Source organism: Cellulosimicrobium composti (genome assembly GCF_009711085.1).
Classification (GTDB): Bacteria; Actinomycetota; Actinomycetes; order Actinomycetales; family Cellulomonadaceae; genus Cellulosimicrobium; species Cellulosimicrobium composti.
Genome location: NZ_WMKA01000144.1, coordinates 1 through 351 on the forward strand (window position 1 = coordinate 1; position 351 = coordinate 351).

Annotated in this window: 1 pseudogene; it reads right to left on the minus strand. The window is 70.1% G+C overall.

The annotated features are described in order from the left end of the window. Positions 1-15 precede the first annotated feature (15 nt). Positions 16-351: pseudogene (locus tag GJV82_RS19290) on the minus strand (tyrosine-type recombinase/integrase); the annotation flags it as partial.

The following is a 351-nucleotide window of genomic DNA, read 5'->3' on the forward strand; positions in this document are numbered from 1 at the left end:
AGGTGGTGGGTGTTGTCAGCCCGCATCCGGGGCCTCCTCTGTTTCGAGTGCGGTGATGATCGTGGTGAGGTTGTCGACGACCTGCTGGTTCGTCTGGGCGAGGCGGGTTTGGCCGGCCTCGGTGGCGCGGTCGACGAGCGCGACGGTCAGGGCGAGCTGCTTGCGGTGCTCGGGCAGGAACTGCGGGGTTGTCAGGAACAGGGGGCAGGTCAGGCACGCGTTGGCGTGCGGGCACGCACGTTGGGCGGGCATCCCGCAGTACCCGTTGGGCAACGTCATCGCGGCGCGCTCGACGTGGTGCCGGGTCCAGCGGGCATCGGCGAGAGGGCTGTCGGCCTCGAGGGCGACGGT